The organism is Nocardiopsis sp. NPDC049922 (genome assembly GCF_040660275.1).
Taxonomy (GTDB): Bacteria; Actinomycetota; Actinomycetes; order Streptosporangiales; family Streptosporangiaceae; genus Nocardiopsis.
Map to the genome: position 1 here is coordinate 36,072 of NZ_JBFAME010000015.1, position 21,914 is coordinate 57,985.

The following is a 21,914-nucleotide window of genomic DNA, read 5'->3' on the forward strand; positions in this document are numbered from 1 at the left end:
GGGCCCCGGGCCAAGGCCTAGGCTGATCGCGTGTCCTTCTTCGGCGATCTGCGCGTGGTCCTGCGGGGGCCGAGGTTCCGTCGGCTGTTCGGCACCCGGCTGGTGTCCCAGTTCTCCGACGGCGTCTACCAGGCGGGCCTGGCGGGCTTCGTCTTCTTCACCCCCGAGCAGCACACGAGCGCGGGCGCGGTGGCCGCGGCCTTCGCCGTCCTGCTCCTCCCCTTCTCCGTGGTCGCGCCGTTCGCCGGTGTCCTCATCGACCGCTGGCCGCGCCGCCAGGTCCTGCTGCTGTCCTCCCTCGCCAAGGCGGCCATGGCCACCCTCACCGCGTTGCTCGTGTCGAACGGGGAGGGTCCCTCGTTCTTCGTCGCCGCGCTGCTGGTGATGAGCGTCAACCGCTTCTTCCTGTCCGGGCTCTCGGCCGGTCTGCCGTACGTCGTACCCCGCGACAAGCTGATGATGGCCAACGCGGTCACCCCGACCAGCGGCACCATCGCGAGCTTCCTCGGCGCCGGGGCGGGCGCGGCGATCGGCCTGGTCGGCGGCGAGGCCGCACTGGGCACCGGGCTGATCCTGTTCGCCGCCGCGCTGGGCTTCGCCGGGGCGGCCGGGGTGTCCCTCACCCTGGGGTACCGGGAGCTGGGCCCCCACCTGGAGCGCGAACCGGAGGCGGTGCGCGCGGCCGTGCGCAACGTCGTGCGCGGGATGGTCGCCGGTCTGCGGCACGTGTGGGAACGCCCCGCGCCCAGGGACGGCCTGCTGACGATCGGTGGTCACCGGGTCCTGTTCGGGATCGCCACGCTCATCACGCTGCTGCTGTACAACAACACGTTCACCGGCGGCGGTGTCGCCGGGCTGGCGGGGTTCTCCGTGGCGATGGGGCTCTCGGCGGTCGGGTTCTTCCTGGGCGCCGTGGCCACGCCGTGGGCGACCGCGCGGGTCAGCCCGAGCACGTGGATCGCGCTGCTGCTGGCGCTGGCCGCGGTGACGCTGGTGGCGTTCGGGCTGCCGTTCTCCCCCGTGCTGTTCCCGGTGGCCGCGTTCGTCCTGGGTCTGGTCTCCCAGGGGGTGAAGGTCACGGTCGACACGTTGGTTCAGCGACATGTCGACGACGCGTTCCGGGGCCGTGTGTTCTCCGTGTACGACGTGCTGTTCAACGCGACGTTCGTGCTGGGCGCCGCGCTCACGGCCGGACTCGTGCCGCCGTCCGGGGTGAGCGTGCCCGTGGTGGCGGGGATGGCGGTGGCCTACCTGGCCATGGCGGCGGCCTGGGCGGCCCGGGCCCGCTTGCTGTACGCTTCCGCCCACCCTCCCTGACCGGAAGAGGACCCCATGCCGACCGTGACCACCCTCCTGACCTTCACCCTCGCGTCCGTGCTGCTCGTCGTGGTCCCGGGACCGAGCGTCCTGTTCGTCGTCGGCCGGGCCATCGCGCACGGGCGCGGCGTGGCCGTGCTCTCGGTGCTCGGCAACGCGCTCGGCGGCCTGGTCCTCGTGCTGGCGGTCGCCTTCGGCGTCGGGGCGCTGGTCACCGCGTTCGCGCCGCTGTTCACGGCGGTGAAGCTGGCCGGGGCCGCCTACCTCGTCCACCTCGGCGTCCAGACCATCCGGCACCGCAAGGCCGCCTCCGACGCCCTCACCGGATCGGCCGCCGGACGGCTGTCCCACGCGCGGTCGCTGTGGGACGGGTTCGTGGTGGGGGTGACCAACCCCAAGACCCTGGTCTTCTTCGTCGCCGCGCTCCCCCAGTTCGCCGACCCCGCGCTCGGGCCGGTCGCGCCGCAGATCGCGCTGTTCGGAGCCGTCTTCCTGCTGACCGCGATCGTCTCGGACACGTGTTACGGACTGCTCGCGGGCACGGTGCGCGGGTGGTTCGCCGCCCGGCCCCGGCGGATGGAGGTCACCGGAGTGGTGTCGGGGACGCTGATGATCGGGATCGGGGCGCAGTTCGCGCTGACCGGCCGCCGCGGCTGAGCGGGTCAGGCGGCGGTGTCACCCGTGGCCAGCCCCAGAGCCGCACAGGCGTCGAGGAGCCGGCGGTCCCCGCAGGCCACCACGAGATCACTCACCGTGCCGCTGGCCTTGATCCGTGCGGGGGCGCCGCGTTAGGCACGGCGAGCCGGCTTGACCTGCCCCTCCAGGATGAGTCGGTCCAGGGTGCTGTGCTCTCCCACCGGAACGATCCTCGCGATCGGCTTCCCGTGGTCGGTGACGGTGATGGTGTGCCCCTCGCGCACCTCGCCGAGGTGTCGGGTCAGGCCGTCACGTAGATCCTTGATGCCGACTCTCATGTCCCCCTCCTCTGGTCGCCGCCTTCACCCTCGCGAATACGGCCACTTCTTCCACGCCGCACCATAGCCGCCCCCTCGGCGCCCCACCTTCTTGTTCCCGCCGATCGGACACGGACTCTCCCGACGGAGCCCAACTCTCCCATCCCAGGGTGATGGGAACGTCACTTCATGTAGTGTCCCCGGAAAGGACTCGCCTACGAGCAGGGGATGGTGCGCCATGACCGGCGGTTACGGACTCGGGAACCCGACGAGCGCCTTCGGCGCCCGGGGGGTGGCCAAGCGCATGGAGGCCGTGTCCCAGCACCTGCCGACCTACGGCGACCGCCTGCTGGACGTGGGTTGCGGGGACGGCACCTACACCGTCGAACTGGCGCGCGGGTACGTGCGGGTGGACGCCGTCGACGTGGAGCCGGAACGCCTGCGCGCGTTCGAGGAGCGGATCGCCGGAACCGAACTGGAGCACCGCGTCGGCGTGCACAAGATGTCCGCCGAATCCCTCGCCTTCGAGGCCAACACCTTCGACCGGGTGACGGCGTTCGAGGTGCTGGAGCACCTGGAGGACCTGGAGGGCGGCCTCGCGGAGATCCACCGGGTCCTCAGGCCCGGGGGCGCGTTCTCCCTGACCACGCCCAACCGGTGGTTCCCCTTCGAGACCCACGGGGTGCTCTGGGGCGAGCGGCGGCGTTCGGCCCTGACCGCCCCGTTCCTGCCGTGGGTCCGCCCCCTGCACGACCGCATGTCCGACGCCCGCGCGTTCACCACCCAGGAGATGGGCCGCCTGCTGCGCGGCGCCGGGCTGCGTGTGCGGGCGATCAGCTACATCATGCCGCCGTTCGACCGTCGGCCCCGGCCGCTCCAGACGGTCTCCGACCGCCTGGAGGGCACCCCGCTGCGCGTGTTCGGCATGGCGATGGCCGTGACCGCCGTCAAGCCCGGCCGTTAGGGCGCCTCCTGCTCCAGGTGCTCGGCGGCCCAGGCGCGCAGCGCGGCGGTCGCGTCCTCCTTGGACATCGGCCCGTTCTCCAGGCGCAGCTCCAGCAGGAAGCGGTAGGCGCGGCCGACGAGCGGCCCCGGCCTGATGCCCAGGGTCCGCTGGATCTCGTTGCCGTCCAGGTCCGGCCGGATCCGGTCGAGCTCCTCCTGCTCGGCGAGCTCGGCGATCCGGCGTTCGATGTCGTCGTAGGAGCGCGCCAGGGCGGCGGCCTTGCGGCGGTTGCGCGTGGTGCAGTCGGCGCGGGTGAGGATGTGCAGCCGCTCCAGCTGGTCCCCGGCGTCCCGGGCGTACCGGCGCACCGCGGAGTCGGTCCACTCGCCCTTGCCGTAGCCGTGGAACCGCAGGTGCAGCGCGACCAGGGTGCTGACGTCGGACACCACGTCCTTGGGGAAACGCAGCGCGGTGAGGCGTTTGCGGCTCATGGACGCGCCGACCACCTCGTGGTGGTGGAAGGTGACCCGGTTGCCGGACTCGAAGGAGCGCGTCCTGGGCTTGCCGATGTCGTGCAGCAGTGCGGCCAGGCGCAGCACGAGGTCGGGCTCGTGCCCGCGCTTGCGCTCCAGGTCGATGGCCTGGTCGAGGACGGTCAGCGAGTGCTCGTAGACGTCCTTGTGGCGGTGGTGCTCGTCGATCTCCAGCCGCATCCTGGGGACCTCGGGCAGCACGTGCCGGGCGATCCCCAGGTCGGCCATGAGCTCGATCCCGCGCCGCGGGTTCGGGCTGAGCATGAGCTTGACCAGCTCGTCCCGGATCCGCTCGGCGGAGACGATGGTCAGCCGGTCCGCCATGTCCCGGGCGGCCTCGGCCACCTCGGGAGCGAGCGTGAAACCCAGCTGGGCGGCGAAGCGGACCGCGCGCATGATGCGCAGCGGGTCGTCGCTGAAGGAGTCCTCGGGCCGCCCGGGCGTGCGCAGCACTCCGGCCCGCAGGTCGGCGAGTCCGCCGAAGGGGTCGACGAACTCCCGGCTGGGCAGGCGCACCGCCATGGCGTTGACGGTGAAGTCCCGGCGCAGCAGGTCGTCGTGGATGTCGGTGCCGTAGTTGACCTCGGGCTTGCGCGACTTGGGCGAGTAGGACTCGCTCCGGTAGGTGGTGATCTCCAGCTGCAGGCCGCGCTTGCGCAGCCCCACCGTGCCGAACTCGATCCCCACCGTCCACACGGAGTCGGCCCAGCCGTCGACGATCTCCAGGATCCGCTGGGGCACGGCGTCCGTGGTCAGGTCCACGTCGTTGGACATTCTGCCGAGCAACGCGTCGCGCACCGGCCCGCCGACGACGGCGAGCTGCTGGTCGTGCGCGGAGAAGCGGTCGCCGAGTTCGCCCGAGACGGGCTGGATCGAGTCGACCAGCGCGGTGATCGCCGCCCGCTGTTCGCCCGTCAGCGCACCCTCGACGGAACCCGTCGGGGTGTTCGGACGCTGGGCGGTGTCGTTCTCACTCGAAAACTCTGTGTTCGGCACACCACGCAGATTAGGGCATGTTCCACGGCCGCACTCCCCGCCGACGACGGCCGGCGCCCGCCGGAGGAGACGCCGGGCGGCCCCGGGCGGTATCTTCGGGAGCGGTGGTGGGACGATCCGTCGGCCTCACGTCCCGCCGACCCACGTCCGCCGCGTGCGCCGTGCGGGCACCGAGACCGATCCCGCCCCCGCGCCGTGTCCCCGGCGGGACGGCCACCTGGACCCGAATCAGGAAACCGGTCAAGCGTTGCGTCGATTTGCCTCCGCGACCGCGGTCATGGCCATGACCGCCGGTCTGCTTCCGATACCGGCCACGACAGCTCTGGCGGAGCCCGGGAACGACGAGTCGGTCGAGCCGCTCGTCGTCGAGCGCGTCACCCCGGACGCCGTCGACGCGGACAGCACCCTGCGGGTCTCCGGGGTGGTGACCAACACCACCGCGGACGGTGTCGAGGACGTCACCGTTCGGATCCGCTACTCCCGCAGCCCGTTCAGCGGCCGCGAGGACCTGGACGAGTTCGCCTCGGGCCACGGCTGGCAGCCGGGCGCGTCCGGTCCCGACGAGGACGTGGCCGCCTCCCTGGAGCCGGACGCCAGCGAGGAGTTCTCGCTCAGCGTGCCGGTCGAGGACCTCGGACTGTCGTCGTTCGGCGTGTACCCGCTGGTGATCGAGGCCGTCGACGGCGACGGTGAGCGCCTGGGCGCCCAGTACACCTTCCTCCCCTTCACCGGCGAGGACGACGAGGACGTCCCCTCGGTGGACATCGCGTGGGTGTGGCCGCTCATGGCCACGCCCCAGCGCGCGGACGACGACACCTTCCTCAGCGACGCGCTCGCGGGCTCGGTCGGCGAGGACGGCCGCCTGGGCCGCCTGCTGGAGGCGGGCGCCCAGAGCGACCTGTCCTTCGAGACCGGGGACGAGGACCTCGTCGAACTGCTCGGACTGGACGAGGAACCGCCGGAGGCCACCCCCGGGCCGGAGGCCACGGACGAGCCGACGGAGGACGCGACCGCCGAGCCCTCCGACGCCGAACCCACGGGGGACGAGGCGACGGGCGGCGAGGACGCCGAGGCCTCCCCGGAGGCGGAGGGCTCCGACGGGGAGGAGACCGGGTCGGCCGAGTCCGCGGGCGTCCCGGTCACCTGGGCCGTGGACCCCGCGACCCTGGACGACATCGTGCGCCTGGCCCGGGAGTCCCACGACGTCCTGGACGACCCCGGCGCGGTCTCCGAGGGCTCCGACCCGGGGCGCGAGGAGCGGCCGGCCGACGTCGCCGCCCAGGTGTGGCTGCGCGAGGCCCGGGCGGCCCTGGCCGAGGACACCGTCATCGCCACCCCCTACGCCTCCGTGGACCTCGCGTCCCTGCTGCGCAACGGCATGGAGGCCGACGCCACGGCCTCGCTGGAGACCGGCCGGAGCGCGGTCGAGCGGGCTCTGGGCGTGGCGGCGGACTCGTCCTTCGCGCTCCCCGCCGACGGCCTCATGGACGACGCCGTGTACGCGTTCCTGTCCGGCGACGGCGCCCACCGGTTCCTCCTGGACGAGTCGGCCATGCCCGCCGCGTCCGGCCTGTCCACCACCCCGACCGCCCAGGCCGCGCTGAGCCCGGTCGAGGGCGGCCCCGAGGAGGAGCCGTTCGCGCTGATCGCCGACCAGGGCCTGGCGGACGTGCTGGCCATGCCGTCCCGGGGGCCGGGCGAGAGCGAACTGGCCCTCCAGCGGTTCGCCGCCGAGACCGCGATGATCGCCGGGGAGAACGCCGGGAGCGACCGGGTCGTGGTCGCCTACCCCGGCCCCGACTGGAACCCGAGCGCGGAGCTGGCCGCCGGGGTCCTGGAGGCCAGCGACTCCCTGCCGTGGCTGACGCCCGAGCGGCTGGAGGACGTCGAGCTGGCCGACCCGGACGACCGGGAGACCACCCGCCGGGCGCTCACGTACCCGGAGCGCGGCTACACGGACGAGCTGACCTCGATCTACCTCGGCCAGGTCGCGGACGTCAACCGCGACGTGCGCCTGTTCAACAGCGTCCTGCTCGGGGGCAGCGACCCGTTCCGCCCGGCGGTGCTGCGGATGGAGTCGTACCACTGGCGTGAGCGGGAGGACATCGCCGGAGCCATCCGCTCGCTGGTGTCCGACTCGATCGACGAGCGCCTCGGCGACGTGCGGATCATCCCCGGCGAACCGGTCACGCTGGCCAGCAGCACGGGCACCACCGGCATCGTCGTGGCCAACGACCTGGAGGACGAGACCGTCCACGTCATCCTGTCGGTGTACTCGGAGAACTCCGAGCGGCTGAGCGTCGGCGGCTACACCCGGTCCTTCGAGATCGCCCCCGGCGCGAAGACCACCGTGTACATTCCGCTCACGGCCAGGATCAACGGCCGCACGGAACTCCAGGCGAGCCTGCAGAACGAGGCGGGCGAGCCGATCAGCGCCCATGCCACCGTGATTCCGGTCAACGCCACGGGTCTGGGCACCCAGGCGCTCCTGATCAGCGGTATCGGGCTGCTGATCCTGGTCGCGGCGCTGGCCCCGCGCGCGGTCCGCAAGTGGCTGCGCGGGCAGGCCGCGCGCGCCGCGCGGAACGCCTCCGCCGGGGACACCCCCGAGGGTTCCTCCGACGGTCGCGCGGACGCCTCCGGGGCCGCCGCGGCGAAACCGTCCACCGACGCCACCGGGGACACTGGTCACGACGCGGGCGGGAACGACGCGACGACGTGACCTGTTCCCCCGCCGACCTGTCGTCCTGTCGACACGACGACACGTCGCCCTCCCCGGTCCTACGAAAGGAAGCCTGATCCACGGTGGTCACCGACTCCCCGAACGACGGCGGACACCGCGCCGACCGTTCCGCCCAGTACCAGCCGCGCCACCGTCGGGGCCCCGTCCCTGGTGAGGACCCCCTCCGTCCGAGCGGCGGCCCCGCCCCCACCTTCGAGGAGGGGGAGCTGCCCGAGCCCGTGTTCGAGGAGGACGCCCGCCGCGACGGGGAGGACGAGGGGGCCGGGTCCTCGGGCGGGCTGATGCGGTCCAGCGCGATCATGGCCGTGGGCACCATGGCCTCCCGGATCACCGGGTTCGCGCGCACGATCGTGCTGGGCGCGGCGATCGGCACCCACCTGCTCGGCGACGCCTACAACACCGCGCACACGATCCCGTTCATCCTCAACGACCTGCTCATCGGCGGCCTGATGGCCAGCGTGATCGTGCCGTTCCTGGTCAAGCGGCGCAAGCGCGACGCCGACGGCGGCAAGGCCACCGAGGACCGGCTGTTCACGACCACGCTGCTGGCGCTGCTGCTGCTCACGACGGTCGCCGTGCTGTCGGCCGAGTTCCTCATCTGGATGTACGGGTCGCGGTTCACCGCGGCGCAGTTCGACGACTCGGTGTTCCTCGCGCGCTACCTGCTGACGCAGATCTTCTTCGTGGGCATGAGCGGCCTGCTCAGCGCCATGCTCAACACCCGGAACCGGTTCGGCGCGCCGGTGTGGGCCCCCGTGCTCAACAACCTGGTGATCATGGCCGTCGGCGGGATGTTCCTGTGGGCGGCCGGGCCGGGCAGCGAGCCGCCGGTCCCGGACGCGCAGCTGACCCTGCTCGGCGCGGGCACGGCGGCGGGCATGGCCCTCCAGGCGCTCGTGCTGTTCGTCGCGCTGCGCCGCTCCGGCTACCGCTGGCGGCCCCGGCTCGACCTGCGCGGCAGCGGCCTGGGCGAGGCCCTGCGCACCGCCGGGTGGATGATGCTGTACACGCTGCTCACGCAGGCCGGGCTGTGGATCACGACCAACATCGCCAACGCCGCCAACGTGGCGGGCATCGAGCAGGGCCGGGACGTCGGTGCGGGCATCACCGCCTACAACCTGGCGTACCAGCTCTTCCAGCTGCCGTACGCGATCATCGCGGTCTCGCTGATCACCGTGCTCCTGCCCCGGATGAGCGCGCACGCCGAGGACCGCGACTGGGCGGCGGTGCGCTCCGACTTCTCCCGGACGCTGCGGATCTCGTCCTTCGTCCTGGTGCCGCTGTCCTTCGCGATCGCGATGTACGCGGTCCCGCTGTCCATCCTGGCCTTCGCCCGCGGATCGATCTCGGTGGCCGACGCCGGCAACATCGGCCAGATCCTCGCGGTCATGGCGCTGGGCCTGGTGCCGTTCACGGTCTTCCAGCTCATGCTGCGCGTGTACTTCGCGCTCGGCGACACCCGCACCCCGGCGATGGTCGCCGTCGCCAACCTGGCCGTGCACAGCGCGCTCGCGCTGACCGCGTACCTGCTCCTGCCGCCGGACCGCGTCGTCGTGGGCGTGGCCGCCGGGTTCATGTTCTCGTTCGTGTCCGGCCTGACCATCGCGGGCAACCTGCTGAGCCGACGTCTCGGGGGGCTTGACGGGAGGCACGCGGTTGGCACATTGTTGCGCCTGCACGTGGCCGTCGTCCCGAGCGTCGCCGCAGGACTGGGCGTGCTCTGGTTCTTCGACGCCTACGTCGGCCCCGGCCTCGCCAGCTACATCGGCGCCCCCGCGGTGGGCTGCCTCCTGGGGGCGGTCCTGTTCCTGGGCGCGGCCAAGCTGCTGCGGGTGCCGGAGCTCACCTCGGCCGTGGAACTGATCCGGGGCCGCCTGCGTCGATGACCCCGAACACGTCCCCCGGCACTGACCCCGCCGGACCGGCACGCCCCCGAGAGAAGGACGGCCCGACGGTGCCCAGCGACCACCCCGGAGAGCAGGCCCGCGTCCCGGACGCCGGGCCGGACGCGCGCGAGGAGCGCCGTCGGCACCTGGTCATGCCGGAGGACGTGCTCGACACCTACGAGCGCGACGATCCGGACACCGCTCCGGAGACCGGGCTGGCGACGGTTCGGGACCCGAGCGACATCGGTGACGCGGGCACCGCCGACCGCGCCGGTCTGGAGGACGGCGACGAGATCGGCGGCACCGCGCACACCGCTCCGGGCAACATCGCCCGGTCGAGCGCGATCATGGCGGTCGGCACGATCTGCTCGCGCGTGACGGGCTTCGTCCGCACGATCGTGGTCGCGGCGGCCATCGGCACCCAGCTGCTGGGCGACGCCTACCAGGTCTCGGGCATGGTGCCGTACATGATCTACGACCTGCTCATCGGCGGGTTGCTGGCGAGCGTGTTCGTGCCGTTCCTGGTCAAGCGGCGCAAGCTCGACGCGGACGGCGGCGACCGGACCGAGCAGCGGCTGGTCACGCTCATGCTGCTGGCGCTGTTCGCGATGACGGTGCTCTCGGTCCTGGTCGCGGAGTGGTTCATCCGGATCTACGCGGGCGGGTTCGGGGACGCCCAGTACGACGTCTCGGTGATCCTCGCCCGCTACCTCGTCCTCCAGATCTTCTTCATCGGGGCGAGCGGGCTGGCGAGCGCCATGCTCAACGCGCGGGGGCGGTTCGGCGCCCCCATGTGGGCCCCGGTGGTGAACAACCTCGTCATCATCGGCGTGTGCCTGTGGTTCCTGTCCGTCGCCGGCCCGGGCAGCACCCCCGAGGACCTGCTCGCCAACCCCTCCCAGCTCGCCCTGCTGGGGCTGGGGACCGCGCTGGGCCAGGTCGTGCAGGCCGCGGTCCTGGTGTGGGCGCTGGCCGCCGCGGGCTTCCGGTGGCGGCCCCGTCTGGACCTGCGGGGGTCGGGGCTCGGCGAGGCGGCGGGGGCCGCGTCGTGGATGATGCTCTACATCGTCGTGGCGCAGGCGGGGGCGCTGGTCTCGACGAACGTGGCGACGCGGGCGGGCGCGGCGGCGGCCGACCTCGGGTACGAGACGGGCGCGGGCATCGCCGCGTACAAGTTCGCGTCCATGCTGTTCCAGCTGCCGTACGCGATCATCGCCGTGTCGGTGATCACCGCGCTGCTGCCGCGCATGAGCGAGCACGTCGCCGCGGGCCGCAAGGACCAGGTCCGCTCGGACTTCTCACGCGGGTTCCGGCTGTCGTCGGTGCTGCTCGTCCCCATCTCCGTGGCGATGCTGGTCTTCGCCGTCCCGTTCTGCGTGATGATCTACGCGCAGGGCAGCACGAGCGCGGCGGACGCGGAGGCGATCGGGCGCATCCTGATGGTCTTCGTCGTGATGCTCGTCCCGTTCACGCTGTTCCAGCTCCAGATGCGCGTGTTCTACGCCCTGGGCGACACCCGCACCCCGGCGCTGGTGTCGATCCCGGCGGAGATCGCGCACGCGACCACGGCGTTCGCGCTGCTGCTGTGGATGGAGCCGCAGTCCGTCGTCCTGTGGCTGCCGGTGCCGTACGGCCTCTACTACGTCGTCGGTTCCGTCATCATGTGGGTCCTGCTGCACCGGCGGCTCAACGGCCTCGACGGCCGCCGCACGGCGCGGGTCCTGTTCAAGCTCCACCTCGCCACCCTTCCGGCGGCCCTCCTCGGCTGGGCGGTGATCCACGTGTTCCGGGGGCTTCCCGGAGACGTGTGGCCCGCCCTGGCGGCGATGGCCGCAGGTGGCGCGGGGGGTGCCGTCCTGTTCGTCCTCACCGCGAGAATCCTGAAAGTGACCGAAGTCACATCGTTCCTCGAATTGTTCAGAACACGGCTACGACGTCGCTGATCACCAGGAATGGATGACGTTGGGTAGTCGTGCACCCGATCGCCCGAGAAGGTGAACAGTGGTCCCCTGTCCTCCAAAGATGCTGTTCAAGCGTCCTAGCATGGACTGGCATCGCTCAATCGACATAGCAACTTCCCACCGAGCTGCCCGAAGGGAGGCTGGGGACAGCACGCAGGGCCGACACCCCCTCACACGACGCACCCCCGTACCGACACGCGCCATCTCCCCCGGCGCGACGGAACCCCGTGTGAACCTCCGGCACTGCCACCCGTCACTCCCATCATGAGCACCTTCCTGATCGAGCCCGGGGCGAAGCTGGCCAACCGGTACCGACTCGACCACGTCGTGAGCGAGACCGGTGGAGCGACCCGCTGGAAGGCCACCGACGAGACCCTCGCGCGCCCCGTCGGCGTGTGGACCTTCGCCGACGGCTTCCCGCGCACCTCCGAGGTCGTGCACGCCGCACGCGCCACCAGTCGGATCCCCGACGCCCGCGTCACCCAGGTCTTCGACGCCGACGACACCGCCGCCACCCCCTACGTCGTCGAGGAGTGGGTCAGCGGCTCCTCCCTCGCCGACCTCATCGCCCAGGGCCCGATGGAGCCCGAGCGCGCCGCCGGTCTCGTCGCCGAGGCCGCCGAGGCGATCGCCGCCGCGCACGCGGGCGGCCTCCACCACCTGTGCCTCACCCCCGCCAAGCTCATGTGGAGCAGCGGCGGCGCGGTGAAGGTGATCGGCATCGGCGTGGACGCCGCACTGCTGGGCGCCAACGTCGCCAACCCGGCCGCCGTGGACGCCCAGGGGCTGGGCAGCCTGCTCTACGCGGCGCTCACCGGCCACTGGCCCGGCGGCCCGCAGGACGGCCTCCCGGCCGCCCCGCAGGGCCCCGCGGGCCCCTACCCGCCCGCACAGGTGCGCACGGGGATCACCGAACCCCTGGCCACCATCACCACCCGGGCCGTCCTGCCGCAGCTGGCCGGGCAGCTGGTGCCCGGCGGGCCGATCACCTCGCCCGCCGACCTCTGCGCCGCGCTGGCCGAGGTGCCGCGGCTCATCCCGCTGCCCGTCACCCCCACCGAGCCCGCGCCGCCGCCCGAGCAGGGCACGTCCCGGCGCACCGGCGAGTTCGACTCCACGAGCCCGCGTCGCGGCGCCCGGAACGGCTCGGCGTCCAGGAGCGCGGACCGCGCCGCGTCGACCCGGTCCGCCCCGGAGCGCCAGCCCTCCCGGATGGAGGAGCGCGCCGCCCGTACCCAGGGTTCGCCCAAGAAGATCCTCATCGCCGTGGTCGCGCTGGTCGTGTTCGCGGCGGTGGTCGTCGGCGCGTGGACGATCGGTTCGATGATGCGCCCCGGCGGCGGGGAGGAGCCGACCGGTCCGGACCCGCAGGCCTCCGAGGACCCGACGGACTCGGTGGAGCTGGAGGCACTGGACATCGCCGAGTCGCGCGGTCTCAACCCCCACGGTGACACCGACGAGCACACCGAGAACACGCCCTACACCTACGACGGCAACCCGGAGACCGCCTGGAACACCCAGGGCTACCGTGATCCCTTGGACATGATCAAACCCGGCGTCGGGCTCCAACTCGACCTCGGCGATGTCCGCGAGATCCACGAGGTCGAGCTCGACCTGACCGGGAGCGGCTACGAGTTCGACGTCCGGGTCGCGGACGGCGACGGCGCCGCGGAGGACGACTACGAGGTCGTCGGCGCGGGGAGCGGGAGTGGCGGGTCCCAGGTGGTCGAGCTCGATGAGCCCGCGTCCGGACAGTACGTCCTCATCTGGTTCACGGCTCTTCCGAACAACGGCGGCGAATGGCGGGGTACGGTCAATGAGGTCGAGATCCGGGGCGTGGCCTAGGTGCGGAGATACGTGAGCTGAACTGATGGACGCGGTCCAGGAGCTTCCCGACCGGGAGCTGTTGTCGAGGCACGCTCAGGGTGACGACCAGGCCTTCGGGGTCCTGGTGCGGCGGCACCGTGAGCGTCTGTGGGCTGTGTCCGTCCGGATGATGGGCGACCCCGAGGAGGCCTCGGACGCCCTCCAGGACGCCTTCCTGTCCGCCTTCCGCGCCGCCGACCGCTTCCGGGGCGAGGCGCAGGTGAGCACGTGGCTGCACCGGATCGTGGTCAACGCGTGCCACGACCGCCTCCGCCGCCGCAAGGTGCGCCCGGCGACCCCCACCGAGGACGAGACCCTCGACGTCATGTCCAACGAGCGCCTGGGCCGTCACGGCGGGGCGCCCGACCACGCCGCGCAGACCGAGTCGCGCCTCGACGTCCAGGCCGCCCTGGAGCAGTTGCCCCTCGACCAGCGTCTGGCGCTCACGCTCGTGGACATGCTCGGCTACCGCGTCGAGGAGGCCGCGCGGATCCTCGACGTGGCCTCCGGCACGGTCAAGAGCAGGTGCGCGCGCGGTCGCGCGAAACTTCTTCCGTCTCTCGCCCATCTAAGGAACCCTCAGCCGCCGCGAGACGTCACATCTGGGAGAGGAGGTGCCAACCCATCGTGACGCCCCATCCGGACGCGGAGGCACTCGCCTTCCTCGCCGAGGATCTACTCGAACCCGACGAGGAACGCACCGTCACCGCGCACATCGAGACCTGTTCCCTGTGCGCCGCCACACTGGACGAGCTCACGGGTGTGTCCGAGATCCTCGCGTCGGCTCCGGCCCCCGAGCTCCCGCGGGACGTCGCCGACCTCCTCGACCGGCGCATCGCCGACGCCGCGCGTGAACGCGCCGGGCGCGGGATCGCGGCCGACGCCTCCGCCCCCGCGGCGACGGGACCGGAGGACACCGCGACGGGCGCCACCGTGGCCTCCCTCGGCGCGGCCCGTCGCAGGCGCGTGTTCGGGCTGCCCAAGCTCCTGGTGGCGGCCGCCGCGGCGGTGTTCGTCGTCGGCGGTGGCGCCGCCGTGGTCGACACGGTGCTGTCGGACGGCGACGAGACGGCCCAGATCGCCGCTCCCCTGGAGGGCACGGAGGCGGTCCCCGAGCAGGGGGACGCCGCCCGCGCCTACGCCCCGGAGCTGGTGGCCACCGGGACGGTCTACACCGACGCCGCGCTCGACGAGCAGGCGGCCCGGACCTTCGACCTCGCGGCCGCCGAGGACGGCTCGGAGAGCGAGCCCGCCCCGGACGCGGCGGGCGGCCAGTCGACGGACCAGACCGTCACCCTGGAGGTCGAGCAGTGCTCCGTCCGGGTGGAGGAGGCGTTCGAGACCCGCGTCACCCTGGTGGACGACGCCTTCTACGGCGGCGACGCCGCGCGCGCCTGGGTCATGTTCGCCCCCGGGGGCGACCAGGTCGACGTGTTCGTGGTCGACCCGCGCTGCGCCCAGGGCGGCGACGCCGAACGGGGTGTGCTGGCCCGGACGGCCCTCGGCGCCCCCTGATCCCCCCGGCTCAGCCCTCCCGCCCGGGGCGGACCAGTCCGCTCTCGTAGGCGATCACCACCAGGCCCACCCGGTCGCGGGCCCCGAGCTTGGTCAGCACCCGCCCCACGTGGGTGCGCGCGGTCGCGGGGCTCAGGTGCAGCTCCGCCCCGATCTCCTGGTTGGACATGCCGCGCCCGACCAGCGCCAGGACGTCGCGCTCGCGGTCGGTGAGCACGTCCAGCCGGGCGGCCGCCTCCGGCGCGACGGTGGCGTCGGAGAGCCGTTCGATCACCCGGCGGGTGACCCCGGGCGACAGCAGCGCCTCCCCCTGGGCGACCGTGCGCACCGCGTCCCGGAGCGTGCGCGGTTCGGCGTCCTTGAGCAGGAAGCCGGACGCGCCCAGCCGCAGGGCGGTGAACACGTTGTCGTCCTCGCCGAAGGTGGTGAGCACGACCACCCGTGTGTCGACGTGTCGACCTTGCGACCTGTCGACGTGTCCCCCCGTGCGTCCCGCCGTGTCGTCCCGTCGACTCGCCGACGTGTCGACACGTCGCCTCTCCCGTTCGCGGAGGACGGCGAGGCCGTCCATGCCGGGCATCTGGAGGTCGAGCAGGACCACGTCCGGCCGGAGGCGGTCGATGTCGGCCAGGGCCGCGCGACCGTCCTCGGACTCCCCCACCACCTCGATGTCCTCGTCCCGTTCCAGGAGCGAGCGCACACCCGCGCGGACGAGGGGCTGGTCGTCGACGAGCAGGACCCGGATCACCGGTCGCCTCCGAGCGGCAGTCGGGCGCGCACGCGGAACCCGCCCTCGGGGCGGGGGCCGGCCTCCACGCTGCCCCCGACCATGCGGACCCGCTCCCGCATGCCCGCCAACCCGCTGCCCTGGGACTGTCCCCCGGACGCCGCCACGGGACGCCGCCCGGCCCCGGAGCCTCGTCCGCCGTCGTCGGTCACCACCACGTCCAACTCCTCACCCTCGCGTGCGAACACCACCCGGACCCGGCCCGCACGGGCGTGCCGGAGCGTGTTGGTCAACGCCTCCTGGACGATCCGGAAGGCGGTCGCGTCGACCATCCCCGAGACCTCGCCCGGCGCCGGAGCGCCCTCCACCCGAACGTCCACCCCGGCCGCGCGGACCGACGCCACCAGCTCGTCCAGACGGGCGAGGGAGGCGACCCGCCCGCCGTCGGGGTCGGTGTCGCGCAGGGCCCGAACGGTGGCGCGCATCTCGCTCAGGGCCTCCCTGGACGCCTGGCGGACGTGGCCGAGCTCGGAGCGGGCCCCGTCGACGTCCGCCGGGGCGTCGTCGAGCGCCTCGGCGGCCACGGCGGCGTGCAGGGAGACCACCGACAGGTGGTGGCCGACCGCGTCGTGCAGGTCGCGGGCGATCCGGATGCGTTCGAGCGCCACGGTCTCCGCCGCCTCCGCCGCCCGCGCCTGCGCGTCGAGAGCCGCGATCCGGGCCCGTTGCCGCTCCGCCCGCCCCCGCTGCCACTGCACGTGCCCCAGGGCGATGGCCGCGCCCATGATCGCCACGGTGGAGGCCAGTTCGTACCCCAGGAGGTAGGCGGGGTCGGCCCCCTGCCCGAGTCGGGCCAGGGTGGAGACGAGCACGAGCGCGGCGGCCGACCCCACCGACCACCGGGGGCGCCCCGCCTCGGCCGCCGAGTACAGCGCCGCGGCGGCGGGCACGGCCAGACCGATGGTCGGCAGGTCGAGCACGTAGTTGGCGACGATGAGCACCGACGTGGTCAGGACGACCGCGACCGGCCACCGGCGGCGGACGAGCATCAGGCCGCCGAGCACCGCGGCCAGCGCGTACGCGAGGAGGGTGAGGTTGCCGGTGTCGCTGACGTCGGCCCCGGCCGCGATCGCCACCACGGAGAAGACCGCGAACCCGAGGAGGGCGTCGACGATGACGTCCTGGCGGCCGGACTGACGTGTCATGCGGCAGATTCTACGGAGCGCGGGCCCGCCGTGGCGGTGTCTCTCGGGCGCGCGCGGGTGCGCGCCCGGCACCATGCGGGGTACGCGTACGGACGTAGGCGGTCGGGTCGGACGGCGGACGCGCGCGGCGCTCGCCGGGACCTACCGTCGGGCACGTCACCGAGCGGGCGGTCCGCTCCTCGAACCCGTGAGGCAGCCCATGACAGACCGGTCATCGCGGCCGGACGATCCTCCGCCGTCCTTCGAGCCCCCGCCGGGCGTCGCCTGGTCGCTGGTCCTGGGGCTGGGGTCGCTCGCCCTGCTGCGGCCTCTGGTGGTCGTCACCGGCCTCATGGACGCGCTGGCCTGGGGGCCCTTCCTGCAGGTGGCCCTGGCGGCGGTCATCACCCTCGTGTGGGTGCTCGCCGTGGTGGCGGCACGGGCGCCCCGCCCCCTGCTCACCCTGGTCTGCGCCGGGGCGCTCTACGGCGCGTTCTCTATCGTCCTCAGCGCGGTCCTGTCCCCCGTGCTCGGCGGCGAGCTCCGGGGGCCGCTCACGGACCCGGTGGCGTTCGCGGGCGTCCTCGTCGTCAACACGCTCTGGGGGGCCTTCGCCGGTCTGCTCGCGCTCGGCGCGGACCGGGTGCTCCACCGCCGCGCCGGGTGACCCGGACGACGCCCCGCGGTCGCCGGATCCAGGCCCTTCACCCATACCCCACCCCCGTACACTGCGGCGATGTCCCGGTGGGAATGCGGTGCGCCTACCATCGGTTGTGACTAACCGACTTTCCCCTGGGGTCACGTCCGTGGCCAGGGCAGCGACTGTGTGAAGGGCCTACGAGCGTGAGTGACGTCCGCAATGTCATCATCATCGGATCCGGTCCCGCGGGGTACACCGCGGCCGTCTACGCCGCACGCGCCGAACTGCGGCCCCTGGTGTTCGAGGGCTCGATCACGGCCGGCGGCGCGCTGATGAACACGACCGACGTCGAGAACTTCCCCGGGTTCCCCGACGGCATCATGGGCCCCGACCTGATGGACAACCTCCGCAAGCAGGCCGAGCGGTTCGGCGCCGAGCTGGTGCCCGAGGACGTCACCGACGTCGACCTCACCAAGCCGGTCAAGGAGGTCGTGGCGGGCGGCGAGACCTTCCTCGCGCACACCGTCGTCCTCGCCACCGGCTCCGGCTACCGCGAGCTGGGCGTCCCCGGTGAGAAGGAACTGTCCGGGCGCGGCACCTCGTGGTGCGCCACCTGCGACGGCTTCTTCTTCCGCGACCAGGACATCGCGGTCGTCGGCGGCGGCGACACCGCGATGGAGGAGGCCCTGTTCCTCACCCGCTTCGCCAGGTCCGTCACCGTCGTGCACCGCCGCGACGAGCTGCGCGCCAGCAAGATCATGGCCGAGCGGGCCCAGGCCAACGAGAAGATCTCGTTCCTGTGGAACACCGAGGTCGTCGAGGTGCTCGGCGAGGAGCGCGTCACCGGCCTGAAGGTCGTGAACAACCGGACCGACGAGACGAGCACCCTCGACGTCACCGGCGTCTTCGTCGCCATCGGCCACGACCCGCGGGTGGAGCTGTTCAACAAGCAGGTCGAGCTGGACGAGGAGGGCTACGTCAGGGTCGAGCACCCGTCCACGCGCACCAACCTGGACGGCGTCTTCGCCTGCGGCGACGTGGTCGACCACCAGTACCGCCAGGCGATCACCGCCGCCGGGACCGGCTGCTCCGCCGCGCTGGACGCCGAGCGCCACCTCGCCGAGATGGGCAACTGACCCGGCCCCGTCTCCCCTCCCCCACACAGACCACACCGGTTTCGTCGAACCAAGGAGAACCATGTCCACCGTCAAGACCGTCACCGACGCCACCTTCCAGGAGGAGGTCCTCGGCAGCGACAAGCCCGTCCTGGTCGACTTCTGGGCCTCCTGGTGCGGCCCCTGCAAGCAGATGGCTCCCGTGCTCGACAAGCTGGCGCAGACCCACGGGGACAAGATCGAGGTCGTCAAGCTCAACACCGACGAGAACCCGAACACGCCCCGCGAGTACAACGTGATGTCCCTGCCCACGATGAACGTCTACAAGGGCGGTGAGGTCGTCAAGCAGATCATCGGCGCCAAGCCGCTGCGTCTGCTGGAGAAGGAGCTGGCCGACTTCCTGTAGGCGGGCGTACGCCCGGAAGGCCCCCAGAGCGATTCTGGGGGCCTTCCGGCGTCTTCGGGACCCCGGGGCCAGTCACCCGGCTCCCGGGCGTCCCACGGCCACCACACGCCCTCGGCCCGATGTTTCACGTGAAACAAGGGGCGGGGCTCGCGTGGGATCAGGGCTCGCGGGTGTCCATCTGGCCGACGATGCGCTCCAGGTCCTCCATCGTGGCGAACTCCACGACGATCCGGCCCTTCTTCTTGCCCAGGTCCACCTTCACCGTGGTGTCCAGGCGGTCGGCGAGGCGGCTCGCCCACTCCTCGACCTGGGGCGGGTTGGAACGGCGGGCCGGGGCGACGCGGGAACGCCTCTCCTCCGGCTCGTCCATCTCCTCGCCCAGGGCGATGATCTCCTCCAGCGAGCGGACGGACAGGCCCTCCAGATTGACCCGCTCCGCGAGCCGCTCCTGGCGCTCGGGGTCGTCGACGCCGCACAGCGCGCGGGCGTGACCGGCGCTGAGCACCTTCGCCGCGACCCGCTTCTGCACCTTCGGGGGCAGGTTCAGCAGGCGCAGCGTGTTGGTGATGTGCGACCGCGACCGGCCGATCCGCTGGGCGAGCTCGCCGTGGGTGGCGCCGAAGTCGTCCAGCAGCTGCTTGTAGGCGGCGGCCTCCTCCAGGGCGTCGAGCTCCTGGCGGTGCAGGTTCTCCAGGAGCGCGTCGCGGAGCAGGTCGGCGTCACCGGTGTCGCGGACGATCGCGGGGATCCGGTCGAGACCGGCCTCCTTGCTCGCGCGCCAGCGGCGCTCCCCCATGATCAGCTCGTAGCGGGGAACGCCCGTCTCGTCGTCGAGCTTGCGGACGACGACGGGCTGCAGCACCCCGACCTCGCTGATGGAGTCCCGAAGCTCCTCCAGCGCCTGGTCGTCGAAGCGCTCCCGGGGCTGGCGCGGGTTGGGGGTGATCGCGCCGAGCTCGATCTCCTCCAGGTACGAACCGTCGGAGAGCCCCACCCTCTCCGGAACGCCTCCCGACGGCGCGGGCGGCCCCTGCGTGATGAGCGCCTCCAGTCCCTTGCCCAGTCCGCGCCGCTGCTGGCTCACCGGCAACTCCCTCCACTCTCCTCGAACACATCAGCGCCCCGGCTCCGCGCCGGGGCGTCACCGCCGTCAGCCGTCGACGCCCGGGGCGCGGTACGCGATCTCCCGGGCGGACTCCAGGTAGGCCACCGCACCGGTGGACCCCGGGTCGTAGGTCATCACGGACTGCCCGTAACTGGGCGCCTCGGACACGCGGACGCTGCGCGGCACCACCGTCTGGAGGACCAGCTCGCCGAAGTGCGAGCGCACCTCGTCGGCGACCTGTTGCGAGAGCCGTGTCCGGCCGTCGTACATCGTCAGCAGGATGGTGCTGATCGCCAGTCCCGGGTTGAGGTGGGACTGGACGAGCTCGACGTTGCGCAGCAGCTGACCCAGCCCCTCCAGCGCGTAGTACTCGCACTGGATCGGGATCATGACCTCGTCGCACGCCACCATCGCGTTGACCGTCAACAGGCCGAGCGACGGCGGACAGTCGATGAGGATGTAGTCGAGTTCCGACGTGTCGTACGCGTCCAGCGCGCGCCTGAGCCTGGCCTCGCGGGCGACGAGGGAGACCAGTTCGATCTCCGCGCCCGCCAGGTCGATGGTGGCCGGGGCGCACCACAGGTTCGGGATGTCCGGCACCGGCTGGGCGAGTTTGCGGATCTCCTCGTCCTCGACCAGGCAGTGGTAGATCGAGCGGGTCGTGTTGTCCCGCTCCATGCCGAGCGCCGTGGAGGCGTTCCCCTGGGGGTCGAGGTCGACCACCAGGACGCGCTGGCCGTGCATGGCCAGGGCGGCCGCGATGTTGACGGTCGTCGTGGTCTTGCCGACGCCGCCCTTCTGGTTGGCGACGCCGATCACGCGGCAGGACGTGGGGCGGGGCCAGGCGTCATCGTGCCCGCGGACCGCCATCGCGGCGTGCGCCGCGCGCGCCAGGGGCGTGTCGGGGACACCCGTCGATCCACCGGGGGCGGGGGTGTCGCCGGTCCATGTTTCACGTGAAACAGGGCGCTGGTCGTCGGGGGCGGTTTCACGTGAAACATCGAGCAGGTCTCCGTAGGCACCCGCGGGTGTTTCACGTGAAACACCGTCGTGGTCGGCTGGGTTCTGGGGCACGAATGAGTTCACCTCTTCCGTCCGCGCTTCTTCTTGCCGCCCCGCGCCTTCCGGGCTCCCGCTGACGGGGGCGGACCACCTTCGGATGTCACCGTGACGCGAACGACCGTGGTAGCGGGATCGACTTTACCCCGGCCCACCCTGATCACATCGCAGACGCTGGGACGCAGTTCGGACACGTCGTCGCGCGCGGTCGCCAACTCCGCCTCCGCCTGCTCCCCCTTCATCGCGAGAAGGCTGCCGTCCTTGCGCAGCAGCGGCAGCGCCCACCCGGCCAGACGCGCCAGGGGAGCCACGGCGCGGGCGGTCACGAAATCGGTGTACAGCTCCCCGTGCGCCTCCTCGGCCCGCCCCCGCCGCACCTCGACGTTGGCCAGTCCGAGGATCTCCACGGCCTCGTTCAGGAAGACCGTCCGCCGCAGGAGGGGCTCCAGCAGGGTCACCCTGATGTCGGGGCGGACCAGGGCCAGCACCAGACCGGGCAGTCCCGCGCCCGAGCCGATGTCGACCACCTCCGCCCCCTCGGGGAGCAACTCCTCCACCACGGCGCAGTTGATGAGGTGCCGCTCCCAGAGGCGGGGCACCTCGCGCGGACCGATCAGTCCCCGCCGGACACCGTCGTCGGCGAGGAGTTCGGCATAGCGCCGCGCCTTCGGCAACGCGTCGCCGAAGACCGCCTCCGCCTCGCTCGGCGGGGCGGGCGGCGTAGCGCCGGGCTCCTCAGCGCCCGAGGTCATCGGTCACCACCTGTCGGAACTCGTCCATCATCACTTCCCACGGTCCACGATCCTATGGTCGCGGACCACCATGGTTTCACGTGAAACATCCGGCCGCCCCGAGATGTCCCCCGAACCACACGGCGGTACGTCGACACCTCGGCAGACGGCTTTGTCGACCAGTCGATCCGTCGACCCCGAACACGGCGCCGTCACCCCGGACACGACGAG

Annotated in this window: 19 protein-coding genes; 12 read left to right on the plus strand and 7 right to left on the minus strand. The window is 72.4% G+C overall.

Annotated features, from left to right (window positions below):
- Positions 1 to 30: 30 nt before the first annotated feature.
- Together AB0I72_RS23160 and AB0I72_RS23165 are read left to right on the plus strand one after the other, a co-directional pair.
- Positions 31 to 1,317: an MFS transporter gene (locus AB0I72_RS23160; protein ID WP_358572105.1), complete on the plus strand. Its 1,287-nt coding sequence runs from the start codon at positions 31 to 33 to the stop codon at positions 1,315 to 1,317.
- 15 nt (positions 1,318 to 1,332) lie between these two features.
- A complete protein-coding gene (locus AB0I72_RS23165; RefSeq protein ID WP_358572107.1) occupies positions 1,333 to 1,974 on the plus strand; it encodes a LysE family translocator in 642 nt (213 codons plus the stop codon).
- A gap of 131 nt (positions 1,975 to 2,105) precedes the next feature.
- Here AB0I72_RS23165 and AB0I72_RS23170 read toward each other — a convergent pair whose 3' ends face one another.
- Positions 2,106 to 2,291, minus strand: coding sequence for a type II toxin-antitoxin system prevent-host-death family antitoxin (locus AB0I72_RS23170; protein ID WP_358572109.1), 186 nt, complete (start codon positions 2,289 to 2,291; stop codon positions 2,106 to 2,108).
- 217 nt (positions 2,292 to 2,508) lie between these two features.
- On the opposite strand from AB0I72_RS23170, the gene AB0I72_RS23175 reads away from it, so the two are divergent.
- Positions 2,509 to 3,234: a class I SAM-dependent methyltransferase gene (locus AB0I72_RS23175; protein WP_358572111.1), complete on the plus strand. Its 726-nt coding sequence runs from the start codon at positions 2,509 to 2,511 to the stop codon at positions 3,232 to 3,234.
- Here the strand turns inward: AB0I72_RS23175 and AB0I72_RS23180 are convergent.
- Positions 3,231 to 4,745: a CCA tRNA nucleotidyltransferase gene (locus AB0I72_RS23180; RefSeq protein WP_358572113.1), complete on the minus strand. Its 1,515-nt coding sequence runs from the start codon at positions 4,743 to 4,745 to the stop codon at positions 3,231 to 3,233. The genes AB0I72_RS23175 and AB0I72_RS23180 overlap by 4 nt on opposite strands.
- Positions 4,746 to 4,992: 247 nt before the next feature.
- On the opposite strand from AB0I72_RS23180, the gene AB0I72_RS23185 reads away from it, so the two are divergent.
- The 6 genes from AB0I72_RS23185 (at position 4,993) to AB0I72_RS23210 (ending at position 14,716) form a co-directional block, all read left to right on the plus strand.
- Complete coding sequence (locus tag AB0I72_RS23185) at positions 4,993 to 7,467, plus strand: DUF6049 family protein (protein ID WP_358572115.1); 2,475 nt, start codon at positions 4,993 to 4,995, stop codon at positions 7,465 to 7,467.
- 83 nt (positions 7,468 to 7,550) lie between these two features.
- Positions 7,551 to 9,374: a murein biosynthesis integral membrane protein MurJ gene (murJ, locus tag AB0I72_RS23190; protein ID WP_358572117.1), complete on the plus strand. Its 1,824-nt coding sequence runs from the start codon at positions 7,551 to 7,553 to the stop codon at positions 9,372 to 9,374.
- A gap of 152 nt (positions 9,375 to 9,526) precedes the next feature.
- Positions 9,527 to 11,317: a murein biosynthesis integral membrane protein MurJ gene (gene murJ / locus AB0I72_RS23195; protein WP_358572290.1), complete on the plus strand. Its 1,791-nt coding sequence runs from the start codon at positions 9,527 to 9,529 to the stop codon at positions 11,315 to 11,317.
- A 282-nt stretch (positions 11,318 to 11,599) separates the two neighbouring features.
- Positions 11,600 to 13,180 (plus strand): protein kinase family protein, encoded by a 1,581-nt coding sequence (locus AB0I72_RS23200; protein WP_358572119.1) that lies wholly within the window; start codon positions 11,600 to 11,602, stop codon positions 13,178 to 13,180.
- A gap of 25 nt (positions 13,181 to 13,205) precedes the next feature.
- On the plus strand, positions 13,206 to 13,832 hold the full coding sequence (gene sigM / locus AB0I72_RS23205) for an RNA polymerase sigma factor SigM (protein WP_358572121.1): 627 nt from the start codon (positions 13,206 to 13,208) through the stop codon (positions 13,830 to 13,832).
- Positions 13,829 to 14,716, plus strand: a complete 888-nt coding sequence (locus AB0I72_RS23210; protein ID WP_358572123.1) for a hypothetical protein — start codon at positions 13,829 to 13,831, stop codon at positions 14,714 to 14,716. The genes sigM and AB0I72_RS23210 overlap by 4 nt, the downstream gene beginning before the upstream one ends.
- A 10-nt stretch (positions 14,717 to 14,726) precedes the next feature.
- Here the strand turns inward: AB0I72_RS23210 and AB0I72_RS23215 are convergent, their stop codons facing one another.
- Positions 14,727 to 15,464, minus strand: coding sequence for a response regulator transcription factor (locus tag AB0I72_RS23215; RefSeq protein ID WP_358572125.1), 738 nt, complete (start codon positions 15,462 to 15,464; stop codon positions 14,727 to 14,729).
- Positions 15,461 to 16,648, minus strand: coding sequence for a sensor histidine kinase (locus AB0I72_RS23220; RefSeq protein WP_358572127.1), 1,188 nt, complete (start codon positions 16,646 to 16,648; stop codon positions 15,461 to 15,463). The genes AB0I72_RS23215 and AB0I72_RS23220 overlap by 4 nt, the downstream gene beginning before the upstream one ends.
- Before the next feature lie 199 nt (positions 16,649 to 16,847).
- On the opposite strand from AB0I72_RS23220, the gene AB0I72_RS23225 reads away from it, so the two are divergent.
- The 3 genes from AB0I72_RS23225 (at position 16,848) to trxA (ending at position 18,788) form a co-directional block, all read left to right on the plus strand.
- Entirely contained in the window at positions 16,848 to 17,294 is a 447-nt protein-coding gene (locus AB0I72_RS23225) for a hypothetical protein (RefSeq protein ID WP_358572129.1), read from the plus strand.
- Positions 17,295 to 17,470: 176 nt separating this feature from the next.
- Positions 17,471 to 18,403, plus strand: a complete 933-nt coding sequence (gene trxB / locus AB0I72_RS23230; RefSeq protein ID WP_358572131.1) for a thioredoxin-disulfide reductase — start codon at positions 17,471 to 17,473, stop codon at positions 18,401 to 18,403.
- Positions 18,404 to 18,464: 61 nt separating this feature from the next.
- Positions 18,465 to 18,788 carry a thioredoxin gene (gene trxA / locus AB0I72_RS23235; protein ID WP_358572133.1) on the plus strand — a complete coding sequence of 108 codons (324 nt, stop codon included), beginning with the start codon at positions 18,465 to 18,467 and terminating at the stop codon, positions 18,786 to 18,788.
- Between the two features lie 157 nt (positions 18,789 to 18,945).
- Here the strand turns inward: trxA and AB0I72_RS23240 are convergent, their stop codons facing one another.
- The 3 genes from AB0I72_RS23240 to rsmG form a co-directional block, all read right to left on the minus strand.
- Entirely contained in the window at positions 18,946 to 19,872 is a 927-nt protein-coding gene (locus tag AB0I72_RS23240) for a ParB/RepB/Spo0J family partition protein (RefSeq protein ID WP_358572135.1), read from the minus strand.
- A 66-nt stretch (positions 19,873 to 19,938) separates the two neighbouring features.
- Positions 19,939 to 20,979 (minus strand): AAA family ATPase, encoded by a 1,041-nt coding sequence (locus tag AB0I72_RS23245; protein WP_358572137.1) that lies wholly within the window; start codon positions 20,977 to 20,979, stop codon positions 19,939 to 19,941.
- On the minus strand, positions 20,976 to 21,704 hold the full coding sequence (gene rsmG, locus AB0I72_RS23250) for a 16S rRNA (guanine(527)-N(7))-methyltransferase RsmG (RefSeq protein WP_358572139.1): 729 nt from the start codon (positions 21,702 to 21,704) through the stop codon (positions 20,976 to 20,978). Before rsmG ends, AB0I72_RS23245 begins: the two co-directional genes overlap by 4 nt.
- Positions 21,705 to 21,914: the final 210 nt, after the last annotated feature.